This is a genomic window from Rhabdochromatium marinum (assembly GCF_016583795.1).
Taxonomy (GTDB): domain Bacteria; phylum Pseudomonadota; class Gammaproteobacteria; order Chromatiales; family Chromatiaceae; genus Rhabdochromatium; species Rhabdochromatium marinum.
In genome coordinates this window covers 63,681-75,672 of sequence record NZ_NRRS01000010.1, presented here as the reverse complement: position 1 = coordinate 75,672, position 11,992 = coordinate 63,681, and the positions used below count along the sequence as shown (strand labels likewise).

Genomic DNA, 11,992 nt, shown 5'->3' with positions numbered 1-11,992 from the left:
ACCGAGCATACGCTCACCGTCTTGCAGCGCCTGCGTGAACTTCACCCCCATCGTGAGTTGATTGTCCTTTGGGATAACGCCTCTTACCACCGCTCGCTTGATGTCAGCGGACTGGCCGAGCAGTTGCGCATCACACTGATGCCACTGCCCCCCTACAGTCCTGACTTCATGCCGGTCGAAGCCCTTTGGCGTTGGTTGCGCGAAGAGGTGACCTATCACCACTGCCATGCAACGGCTGAAGCGTTGGTTCAGCGCGTGCATCAATTCGCCAAGAACATCAACCGCAACGTCTTTGAAGTAGCGGATCGCCTGTGGGTAAAGATCGCCCTCGACCCAGAGGAAGAAAAACTACGTATTCCAGGTTAGGCGCGGTTTAGCAGATTCGCGCTGGTGCATTTCCAATCTGTTCCTGAACCTGCCCGATCAGGGCGTTCGCAAATCTGCTGTTCAGCTAATACCCTCTGACTAAGCAGCTTGTTTTGCTATTCTTTTGGTGTCCATCGACATCCGCATCACTATGACTGAAACCTTACTTGAAAACCCTGAAGGCTTGGAACAACTGCCCCTGCATCTGTTTAGCGAAAAGGCCTATCTCGACTATTCAATGTATGTCATTCTTGACCGCGCTTTGCCGCAGGTCGCCGATGGCTTAAAACCCGTTCAACGGCGCATTCTTTATGCCATGTCAGAGCTGGGACTCTCAGCCAGCGCTAAATTCAAGAAATCAGCTCGCACTGTCGGCGATGTCTTGGGCAAGTTTCATCCGCATGGCGACAGCGCCTGCTATGAAGCCATGGTTCTCATGGCACAATCATTCAGCTATCGCTATCCCTTAATTGATGGCCAGGGTAACTGGGGCGCACCGGATGATCCCAAGTCTTTCGCGGCTATGCGTTATACCGAAGCCCGCTTGGCACCCTATGCTGAATTGCTGCTGGCTGAGGTCGGACAAGGCACAGTCAATTGGCAGCCTAATTTTGACGGCACACTCGAAGAACCGCAGCAATTACCCGCACGGCTGCCCAATATTTTACTCAATGGCGGCTCAGGCATTGCCGTTGGCATGGCCACCGATATCCCACCGCACAATTTGTGCGAAGTAGCTAACGCCTGCATCTGCTTGCTGAAAAAACCCAAGGCAAGTTTGGATGAATTATTGGCTTTACTGCCTGGCCCCGATTATCCCACTGGAGCTGAAATTATCAGCTCGCGTGAAGAGCTCAAGCGCATTTACGCAAGCGGCAGTGGCTCAGTCAAACAGCGCGCGCGCTATCAAATTGAACAGGGGGACATTGTCATCTCGGCATTGCCCCATCAGGTCTCAGGCAATCGGATCATGGAGCAAATCGCCGCTCAGATGCAGGCGAAAAAACTCCCGATGATTGAAGATCTGCGTGATGAATCCGATCATCAATGTGCAACGCGGCTAGTCATTACGCCACGCTCGAATCGCGTTGATCTTGAGCGCCTCATGCTGCATTTGTTCGCCACCACTGAGCTTGAAAAAAGCTATCGGGTGAACATGAATGTGATCGCCCTGGATGGACGTCCACGAGTGATGGGTCTGCATGAGTTGCTAGAAGAATGGCTGAGCTATCGCAACAGCACTGTACGACGGCGTTTACAACATCGACTCGATAAGGTCGATGAACGTTTGCACCTGTTGGCCGGTTTGCTGATTGCCTTTCTGAATATCGATGAAGTCATTCGCATCATTCGCACCGAGGATAAACCAAAAACTGTACTCATGGAGCGTTTTGACCTCAGCGAGACGCAAGCCGATTATGTGCTCAACACCCGCCTGCGGCAGCTGGCCCGACTTGAAGAAATAAAAATTCGCAGCGAAGAAGCCGAACTGCGCAAGGAGCAACAGCAACTCAAGCGACTACTGGGCAATCAAGCAGAACTGACCCGGCTGATTATTGGTGAAATTCAACGCGATGCCAAAAAGTTTGGCGATGAACGTCGCTCACCCATCAACGAACGCCCTGCGGCTTTAGCACTCGCGGAAACAGACCTGACTCCCAGTGAAGCGCTCACTGTTGTACTCTCAGAAAAAGGCTGGGTGCGAGCCGCCAAGGGACATGACATCGATCCAAGCGCCCTGACCTATAAAAGTGGTGATCGTTTTGCGGTCGCCGCGCGACTGCGCAGCCAGCAGCAGGCCATTTTCCTCGACTCCACCGGTCGCAGTTACTCATTGCCCGCACATAGCCTGCCCTCGGCACGTGGGCAGGGGGAACCCTTAACCGGACGGCTTGAACCACCGCCTGGTGCTGTTTTTCTCAGCGTTCTCGCCGGTGAACCCAAGACCCGCTATATTTTGGCCTCCGATGCCGGCTATGGTTTCATCTGCAGCGTGGAAAATTTATTTGCCAAAACCAAAACCGGCAAGGCGCTGATCAATCTGCCCCAGGACGCACATCTGCTAACACCCGTTGTTGTTGAACCGCAGCGGGATCAATGCGTCGCGGTTGCGACCAACGCAGGTCATCTGCTGATATTCCGCTTAGCAGACTTACCGGAACTGGCGAAAGGTAAGGGGAATCGCCTGATCGGCATTCCCAAGGCCCGAGCCATACAGGATGGTGAGCGAGTCAGTGGCTTAGCAGTATTAGCCGCAGGAGAAACCCTGGTCATCGAATCTGGCCAACGCCAGTTTCAACTGAAACCAAAAGACCAGGCGCATTATCAAGGGGAGCGAGGGCGACGCGGTTCCCTGCTTCCCAGAGGTTTCCGTCATGTCGACAGGCTAAGCCGTATCAGTGCGATAGCAACAGCGGATAACAGCTAAATCAACGCTGTCCGCCAAATGCGGCGGACAGCAAACTTGCACTCCCGAACCAGATGCAAGCAATCAAATATCGATATTCCCCGCCTCAAGTGCATTGCGCTCGATGAAGTCGCGGCGCGGCTCGACCTGATCCCCCATTAGGGTGGTAAAAATCTGATCGGCAGATACGGCATCCTCAATCGTCACCCGCAACAAGCGCCGACACTCCGGATCCATCGTTGTTTCCCACAGTTGCCCCGGATTCATCTCCCCCAATCCCTTGTAGCGCTGGATGTGGTAGCCGCGCTTCGCCTCAGTAAGCAGCCAATCGTAAGCACTCACGAAACTATCAATTTCCGCTGATTTTTCGCCACGCTCTATACGCGCACTCTGACCAATCAGGCCATCGAGTTTTTCGCTCAACTCTGCAATGCGCAAGTAGTCAGCCGAAGCAAAAAACTCCAAGGGAACAATGCGCGTTTCAGGAATACCATGCACCAAACGAATGAGTTCGAGTGCATTCAGAGTCCCGTCTTCTGCGAGAACAGTCGCTACCCGATAACCGATTGCTGTTCCACTGATAGCCGCGAGACGTTCGGACAAGGTGGTGATCCACTGATCCCGCTTGGACAAATCATGCCAGCGTTCCTCATTAAAGCGCGGCAGATTCAGAAGTTCACCGAGAAATAAAGAATCGTAACGATTCGACAGCCGCGCGATGATAGCACGATACACTTGAAATTCGCGCGCCAGTTCCTCAAGACCCATCGCGGACATTGGCGGTGTCTCGGCATTGAGATACAAGCGCGCATTATCCAGCGCAGTACGTAACAGCGAAGTCCCAAGCTCGGCATCATCAAGCAAATAATCCTCCTGCTTGCCACGCTTGACCTTGTACAGCGGCGGCTGGGCAATATAAATATAGCCCCGATCAATTAACTCTGGCATTTGCCGGTAGAAAAATGTCAGCAGCAGGGTGCGAATATGGGCACCATCCACATCAGCATCGGTCATGATAATGATGCGATGGTAGCGCAGCTTATCCAGATTATATTCATCGCGACCGATGCCACAGCCCAAGGCGGTAATCAGGGTGCCAACCTCAGCCGAGGACAGCATCTTATCGAAGCGCGCTTTTTCAACATTCAGAATCTTGCCCTTGAGTGGCAAAATGGCCTGAAACGCGCGGTCGCGGCCTTGTTTGGCCGAACCACCAGCGGAATCACCCTCGACAATAAACAATTCCGAACCCGCCGGATCTTTCTCCTGACAATCCGCTAACTTACCTGGCAATCCAGCGATATCCAGCACACCTTTTCGGCGTGTCATTTCCCGGGCTTTACGCGCAGCCTCGCGTGCGCGCGCCGCTTCGATCATCTTGTTGGCAATGACCTTGGCTTCAGCGGGATTCTCTTCAAGAAAGCTGTTGAGATGCTCGCTAAACAGCGCTTCAACAATTGGTTTGACATCCGAGGAGACCAATTTTTCTTTGGTTTGAGAAGAGAATTTTGGATCCGGAACCTTCACCGAAACCACAGCCGTCAAACCTTCGCGTGCATCATCACCGATCGGACGAGACTTTTGATTACGGTCAAGCGTTTCGCGTTCAATGTACTGATTCAGGGTGCGTGTCAGCCCCGCTCGAAAACCAGCCAAATGGGTTCCCCCATCCTTTTGGGGAATGTTATTGGTGTAGCAAAAAATTGTTTCCTGATAAGACTCGTTCCATTGCAAAGCCACCTCAACGACATGCTCGTTGCGTTCATCCGAAAAGCAAAAGACGGACGGATGTATAGGGGACTTGTTGCGGTTCAGATGCTCCACAAAGGCACGAATCCCGCCTTTGTATTCAAACACATCTTCACGATCAACCCGTTCGTCGCGCAGGCTGATCTTAATTCCGGAATTCAGAAACGACAGTTCACGCAGACGCTTGGCCAGAATTTCATAGTGAAATTCACAGTCAGAAAAAATATCGGCGGCCGGTTTGAAACGGATCTCAGTACCCGACGCCTCCACTGTTCCAATCGCACATAATGGTTTGATGGGTTCCCCCATGTGATATTCCTGCTCATACAAAGTGCCTCCGCGCCAGATGCGCAAAGTCAACTTTTCTGACAAGGCATTCACCACAGAAACTCCAACCCCGTGCAAGCCACCTGAAACCTTATAGGAATTATCATCAAACTTACCCCCGGCATGCAGCACAGTCATGATCACTTCAGCCGCCGAACGGTTTTCTTCCGGATGGATATCAACCGGAATCCCTCGACCATTGTCATTGACTGTCACTGAGCCATCTGCATGGATGATCACTTTGATTTCATTGCAATGTCCAGCAAGGCCTTCGTCGATGGAATTATCGACGACTTCGAAAACCATATGGTGCAGACCTGTACCATCATCTGTATCACCAATATACATTCCCGGTCTTTTGCGAACGGCATCCAGGCCCCGCAGAACCTTGATGTTGGAAGAATCGTAAGTCATGGAAAAATTAAACGTTAGTTGTACTTCAAGGTTGTAATTATAGCGCTGTTCAGCACTTCATCGGTGTTGCAACAATCAAGCTAGTATTTTTTCCTGCACAATCCCTTGTTCCACGTGAAACAAACGGCCAACATCAACAGTTTCTGGTTTTAAGGCGGTCAAAAATACTTGTTGTCCTTGTTGAAGAATGTGCTGCAACAAGGACTGCGCATTCTCCGCAGCAAGCTCGGAACCAAGATCATCAACCAACCAAATATCCGTTCGGTTGTCGCCTGACATGACTCGACTCGCAACAAGCTGAAGCAAAATTGCCGCAGTTTTATTTTCTCCCCTTGATCCCAATCCAGGCCGCTTAGGAGCAAGCACCTGAAAATCCGTGCGATCTGGACTTAAAAAAGTAAAACCGCGTTTTTTGTCAGCTGCGTGCATACGCTGCAAATCAACTTCCAAAGTCTCGGAATTAAAACCTGCCAGCCACTTCAGCTTAAGGCCACCCTCGCAAACAGCTAAACCCGAACTCATATCAGCCAAACGTTCATTCAAAGCATCGCAAAAAGCCTGTCGATATTGTTCCACTCGCCGACAGAGCGCAACATAGTGCTGGTCCCAAACAGCCGGCCCCCAAGCCCCTGCTCTTAACCAAGCATTACGCTGACTAGCCGTGCGCCGATACTGACGCATGAGTTTCCCGTACCCAGGTTCCACGTGGAACAAATTCCAATCAATAAAGCGTCGCCGTAACTCCGGACTTCCCTCAACCAACTGGTAGATTGAATCGCTTATCAACCGAACCATAAACCCCCTTGGCTTGGGAAAAGACTCCTGTGGAGCTTCGCTCAAGGTATTTCCACAGACTTGCTTTCCTCGCCATACAAAGCCATTTTGATCTTCAAGCCAGCACTGGACAAAACAGCGTTCGGCACCAAAGGTACGAATTCCACCAGCTTTTTTGCCGCGAAACGTATTTCCCCGATGCAAAAAATAAATAGCTTCAAGGAAACTGGTTTTACCGGCTCCATTTCCGCCATAAATCAGATTAAGGCTTGACCCGCATTCCAGATCGAATGGTTTGAGATTTCTAATTCCCTCGGCCTGCAAGCGCCGAATCCACATCAGCTCACCTTAACCTCACCTCATCTTTCATGGTTAGCCGCTAAATCCGCATTGGCATCACAACATAAAGTTCTCCGGATGATTCCGGATCCACCAAAATAGCGCTGACTTCTGAATTTAAAAAGCGAATTTCAGCCGTCTTACCATCCATGACCGTTAAAACATCCAGCCAGTAGCCTACGTTAAAGCCAATCGTGATTGTCTGCCCGCTGTAGTCAATTCCAACTTCTTCCTGGGCTTCTTCATGTTCAGGATTGCTGACTTCAAGTCTTAGCAAGCCTTCCTCAAAGGTCATGCGCACGCCTTTTTGCTTTTCATAGGATAAAACTGTGGTGCGTGATAAAGAGTCACGTAACATTTCCCGATCGACAACGGCTGAACTTTCCAAATGAGATGGAATCACACGCGCATAATCAGGATAACGTCCGTCAATCAGTTTGCTAGTAATAACAGTTTCAGCTGCCCGAATCACGATTGATCGATCACCAATGTCCAGTTGCACAGTTGCGCCGACTTTGCTGCTGAGTAACCGCTTAAGCTCCGAAACGGTCTTGGCTGGCAAAATAAGTTGCTTGGTGTCTTCACAGGAGTTTAGAGCCGCAATTTCGGCTTCAGCTTTGGCCAAGCGATGGCCATCGGTAGCAACGGCAATCAATTTTCCGGGACAAATTTCCAACAATAGGCCATTTAAGTAATAGCGCACATCCTGATGTGCCATCGCAAAACTGGTTCGTTCGATCATTTTCGCCAATACAGCGGTTTCCAGCTCGAAAAATTGTTGTCCTTCCTCACCTTCAAGTGTTGGATAGTCTTCAGCCGGTAGGGTACTCAGGGAAAACCGACTGCGACCACAACGGATGCTGGCTCGATTCTGCGAAATTTCAACACTGATGTGAGCTTTTTCCGGCAAGGCTTTACAGATGTCTGCAAATTTTTTAGCCGGCAGGGTAATTGAGCCCGGCTCAAGAACCTTAGCCTGAACATGGCTGGAAATTTGTAATTCCAGATCTGTTGCTGAGATTGAAAACCCTTGTTCTGTGGTTTTAATCAGCAAATTACCCAAAATAGGCAATGTTTGCCGTCGCTCAACAACGGCGGCCACTCCCATCAGGGTGGGAACCAGATCTTCGCGCTGCACTTCAATCTTCATAGTAGTCTTAAAAAACTCAGTAGTCGTAGTAAGGGCTGTGCTTAACTGGGCAAGTCAAAATATGCCAGTAATTTCAATATCTTGCTGCTCTAGTGCGAGTTTACAACAGCCAGATCCACCTGTGGATAACTTGTCTGCATCTTTTTACTCACGGCTGTACCGGACTTATCCACAGTTATGATGTCAGAGTTCTCAACAGGTTCTTGTAATCTTCATCGATCAAGTGATCGGTGGTTCGCAACTCCTCGACTTTTTTGGCCGCATGAATCACTGTGCTATGGTCGCGTCCGCCGAAAGCCTTGCCAATCTCTGGCAGACTGTTCTTGGTTAATTCTTTTGCTAAGGCCATCGCAATTTGACGTGGTCGCGTGATGGATCGGGTTCGCTTGGCCGAAAGCAAGTCCGAGGTGCGGATTTTGAAATAATTCGCCACAACCTTTTGGATATTTTCAATCGTAACCTGTTTATCCTGAGCAATCAGCATGTCGTGCAAAGCCACACGAGCAAACTCAAGGTTGATGGCCACACCAGTAAAACTTGAGTTCGCACCCAGCCGGCGTAACGCACCCTCGAGTTCACGAACATTTGAGCGTAGTCGTTTGGCAACAAAAAAGGCGACATCTTCAGGTAAATCAATCCCAAACAGGCTCGCTTTACTTTGAAGAATGGCAACTCTGGTCTCAAGGTCTGGCGGTTCAATCGCAACAGTCAGCCCCCAGCCAAATCGTGAGCGCAGACGCTCTTCAAGTCCGCTGACCTCTTTGGGAAAACGATCACTTGACAGAATAATTTGCTGACCTGTCTCAAACAAAGCATTAAAAGTATGAAAGAATTCTTCTTGTGATCGTTCCTTCCCGGCGAAAAACTGTACATCATCAATTAATAGCGCATTGACACCCCTGTAGCGACTTTTAAAATCATCCATCCGATTATGTTGCAGCGATTTGATCATATCCGATACAAAACGCTCAGAATGAACATAAACAATTGATGCCGTATCATTTTGTTCCAGAATGGTATTGCCAACGGCTTGCATTAAATGTGTTTTACCTAGTCCAACTCCGCCATAGATAAACAATGGATTATAGGCGGTACCAGGATTGCACGCGATTTGAATCGACGCAGCGCGTGCGATTTGATTTGATTTTCCTTCAACAAAGGTTTCAAAACGAAAAGTTGGTGACAAGTTCGCGGCGCGCCGGCGCTCACCAAGTCTGTTGCCGGGTGCGGAGGCCTTTGGGCCTGAGGCGGTTGTTTTTGGTTCCGCCATGTCGGCGTGAGCCGCCCGGCCAGTTTCCAGAGTACCAATCTCAAAGCGAATGTCCTTAATGTCGCCATCGCTGAAGGTATTGCACAGTTCTTCGATTTGATGTTCATAATGCTCGCGAACCCAGTCCCGTACAAACCGGTTTGGCGCGAAAAGCCGTAGCTGCGAACTTTCCCGGCTGGCCTGTAGCGGGAGTATCCAGGTGTTGAACTCTTGAGGGCTTAGATCCCCTTTCAGACGTTCACAGCATTTCTTCCAAATACTTGACAATGTTCAAGCTCCCAAAAATTAACCCGACTCCTGTTTACCTGTTGTCGACTGCATGGCCCTTACTTACCTGCGCAGACTTTCACTGAACAAACCTTGCGGCAGGGCAAGCCTCAGATAGCAGAGCATTCAGTCTAGCGACTGCGAGGCAAGTTATCCACAACGCTTGAAGGCGTCGGCTGCGAACAAGGCACTTGACCCGTTCGCCGAATCCCGGTATTTTTGGGAGTCTTTTTCCGGGTCTCTTGGCACTGATTTCGTTGCGCGCCAGAGCGCTCTTGCTGTCGCAAACGAGAGCAGGCAGCGACTGTTGCACAGCATCTGATCTACGGCTTGTTGATCCTGATCCAACTGATCTCAATCCATAAGAAGCCAAGCCTGAAATGGCATTTGGCACAACCGTTTCGGAGTCCGCCAGCATGAAACAGACGTTTAATCCGAGCCGTTTGAAGCGCGCTCGCACTCATGGGTTTCGCGCCAGACTCGCGACCCGCAATGGCCGTAAGGTTCTGAAAGCTCGGCGCGCCAAGGGGCGTTTGCGTCTGAGTCCAGCCTAGGTTGCCGGCGCCGCAGCAAAGTCGCGCGTTATCCAGGCTTGAGGTGTGAGCATCCAGCATCTGGCACGGAGTTTTCCCAGAGGCCGCCGGTTGCTTAACTCCTCCGAGTTTGCCAGAGTCTTTGCTAGGGGAGTCCGTTCGGCTGACGCATATTTTGTTGTCATTGGCGTGGTTGATACCCGGCGTAATGACATAGATATGCAGCAATCTCGGCTTGGCTTGGCCATTTCGCGCAAAGTTGCTCCTCGGGCCGTTGACAGAAATCGTATTAAACGCATCGTACGCGAGTCATTTCGCTTAGCACAGGCCCAATGGACAGATCGCCACATCGACTTCGTCGTCATGGCCAGACGCGCGACGGCCAGCACCGGGAATCACGCCCTGTTTCATTCACTGCAACGACATTGGCTCAGACTGTCGCGGGATTGATCTCACGCACGGTCGTGATCGCCCTGCGCTGGCTCATTCGAGTCTATCAACTCACCTTGAGTCCCTTCGTCGGCATGCATTGCCGCTATACTCCGAGTTGCTCGGAGTATGCGCGCGAAGCTCTTGATCGGCATGGTCCCATCCTTGGCCTTGGCTTAGCCATCCGCCGCATTTTTCGCTGTCAGCCTTGGGGTTCCAGCGGTTTTGATCCAGTTCCTGGAAAGCATACAAGACATTCCAATGGATAATATTCGGTTGATTTTAATTCTGGCGTTGGTTGGCGTCCTCTTTATGATCTATTCGGCCTGGGTCGAAGATTATGGCAAGCCTGCCTATACCGCGCCTCCCACCACCGCGATGTCTTCGCCGGGAAGCATGCAGCCAGATGCGGATAAACCCGCCTTACCAACCGATGCTCCTGCAGTCGCTCCCACACCGGTTTCAGCCGATGCCTCGGCAGCTAATGCGGATTTGGCAATCATGCAGCCTGTGGTTGTGGAGACCGATGTGCTCCGTGCCGAAATATCGCCGCGTGGTGCGACCATCAATAATCTCTGGCTGCTTGACTATGCCGTCACGGCTGAGAACCCGGAGCAGAAATTTCAGCTCCTCAAGGCACATGTGCCTAATTTGTTTATTGTGCAATCCGGTCTGCTTGGCCAACCCCAGGCCAATTTTCCCACCCATGAGGCAGTCTTTACACCTGAGGCCAGCCAGTATGAACTCGCTTCGGGGGAAGATGAGCTGACAGCCATTCTGCGTTGGCAGGGACCGACGGGGATCGAGGTTGTCAAAACCTATCGCTTTCAACGCGGAAAATATCTGGTCCAGGCCTCTCAGGAGATTATTAATCACAGCGAGGCGCCGGTTGCTGTTCGCGCCTATCAGCAGCTACAGCGTACCGAGCTGAATGATCCGAATAAGAACAAGTTCGCCAGAACCTACACCGGTGCTGTCTACTTTGGCCCGGAGGTCAAGTACAAAAAAGAAATTTTCAAGAAAATGGCCAAGGAACCGCTGGATGTGCAAATTACCGGCGGTTGGGTGGCCATGATTCAGCATTATTTCCTCGCAGCCTGGATTCCACCCGAGGCGATACCGCAAACTTTCTATACCAAGGTTATCGACCAAGGTTTGGCTGAACCGCATTACATTATTGGTCAGTATTCGGATGCTCAAACTATTGCACCGGGAGATCGATACAGTTTTACCGATAAGCTGTTTATAGGGCCCAAGCTATCAGATCGGCTGGCGCAAACCGCTCCGGGATTGCAACTTGCAGTTGACTATGGATGGTTGACCATTCTCGCTGAGCCAATCCACTGGTTTTTGTCGTTAATTCATAAGGTTGTGGGTAACTGGGGATGGTCGATCATTATTCTGACGATCCTGATTAAACTGGCCTTTTACAAGCTCTCCGAGACCAGCTACAAGTCCATGGCGCACATGCGCAAGCTGACGCCACGCATGAAGGCTTTGAAAGATCGCTATGGAGATGATAAAGATCGCCTGAACCAGGCGATGATGGATCTGTACAAAAAGGAAAAAATCAATCCTCTGGGTGGCTGCTTACCCATTTTGGTACAAATTCCAGTCTTCATTGCCCTGTATTGGGTACTGCTGGAGAGTGTCGAGCTGCGTCATGCCCCCTTTATTTTCTGGCTGCACAATCTCACCTCACCGGATCCTTACTATGTGCTGCCCCTGATCATGGGTGTTTCCATGTTTGTGCAGCAAAAGCTCAATCCGCCACCGCCGGATCCGATGCAGGAGAAGATCATGCTGTCGCTGCCGGTGGTTTTCACCGTGTTCTTTGCCTTCTTCCCGGCTGGATTGGTCCTGTATTGGACGGTGAACAATCTGTTGTCGATTGCACAGCAGTGGTACATCACCAGAAAAATCGAACAGGAAACGCGTCATCACAGCAAGGCGGCTTGATGGCTGTT

10 protein-coding genes are annotated in these 11,992 nt (G+C 50.8%); 6 read left to right on the top strand and 4 right to left on the bottom strand.

The window, feature by feature from the left end:
- Both CKO36_RS04930 and parC read left to right on the top strand, forming a co-directional pair.
- A partial coding sequence (locus CKO36_RS04930) for a transposase (RefSeq protein WP_200281328.1) occupies positions 1-366 on the top strand: 366 nt, incomplete at its 5' end.
- Positions 367-517: 151 nt separating this feature from the next.
- Positions 518-2,794 carry a DNA topoisomerase IV subunit A gene (gene parC, locus CKO36_RS04925; protein WP_200281326.1) on the top strand — a complete coding sequence of 759 codons (2,277 nt, stop codon included), beginning with the start codon at positions 518-520 and terminating at the stop codon, positions 2,792-2,794.
- Between the two features lie 63 nt (positions 2,795-2,857).
- On the opposite strand, the gene gyrB is transcribed toward parC, so the two are convergent.
- From gyrB to dnaA, 4 genes are all read right to left on the bottom strand, one after another.
- On the bottom strand, positions 2,858-5,263 hold the full coding sequence (gene gyrB, locus CKO36_RS04920; RefSeq protein ID WP_200281323.1) for a DNA topoisomerase (ATP-hydrolyzing) subunit B: 2,406 nt from the start codon (positions 5,261-5,263) through the stop codon (positions 2,858-2,860).
- Between the two features lie 75 nt (positions 5,264-5,338).
- Positions 5,339-6,376, bottom strand: coding sequence for a DNA replication/repair protein RecF (recF, locus tag CKO36_RS04915; protein ID WP_200281322.1), 1,038 nt, complete (start codon positions 6,374-6,376; stop codon positions 5,339-5,341).
- A gap of 40 nt (positions 6,377-6,416) precedes the next feature.
- The gene (gene dnaN / locus CKO36_RS04910) at positions 6,417-7,526 is read right to left on the bottom strand and encodes a DNA polymerase III subunit beta (protein ID WP_200281319.1); all 1,110 of its coding nucleotides are present in this window, start codon (positions 7,524-7,526) and stop codon (positions 6,417-6,419) included.
- A gap of 175 nt (positions 7,527-7,701) precedes the next feature.
- On the bottom strand, positions 7,702-9,063 hold the full coding sequence (dnaA, locus tag CKO36_RS04905) for a chromosomal replication initiator protein DnaA (RefSeq protein ID WP_200281316.1): 1,362 nt from the start codon (positions 9,061-9,063) through the stop codon (positions 7,702-7,704).
- A gap of 416 nt (positions 9,064-9,479) precedes the next feature.
- Here dnaA and rpmH point away from each other — a divergent pair, with 416 nt between their 5' ends.
- From rpmH to yidC, 4 genes are read left to right on the top strand one after another with little or no spacing between them, the layout of a single operon-like run.
- Complete coding sequence (rpmH, locus tag CKO36_RS04900) at positions 9,480-9,617, top strand: 50S ribosomal protein L34 (RefSeq protein WP_200281313.1); 138 nt, start codon at positions 9,480-9,482, stop codon at positions 9,615-9,617.
- Positions 9,618-9,662: 45 nt separating this feature from the next.
- Positions 9,663-10,046, top strand: coding sequence for a ribonuclease P protein component (gene rnpA / locus CKO36_RS04895; protein WP_338053421.1), 384 nt, complete (start codon positions 9,663-9,665; stop codon positions 10,044-10,046).
- The gene (gene yidD, locus CKO36_RS04890) at positions 9,929-10,294 is read left to right on the top strand and encodes a membrane protein insertion efficiency factor YidD (protein ID WP_200281311.1); all 366 of its coding nucleotides are present in this window, start codon (positions 9,929-9,931) and stop codon (positions 10,292-10,294) included. The genes rnpA and yidD overlap by 118 nt, the downstream gene beginning before the upstream one ends.
- Positions 10,287-11,984 (top strand): membrane protein insertase YidC, encoded by a 1,698-nt coding sequence (yidC, locus tag CKO36_RS04885; RefSeq protein ID WP_200281309.1) that lies wholly within the window; start codon positions 10,287-10,289, stop codon positions 11,982-11,984. The genes yidD and yidC overlap by 8 nt, the downstream gene beginning before the upstream one ends.
- Positions 11,985-11,992 lie beyond the last annotated feature (8 nt).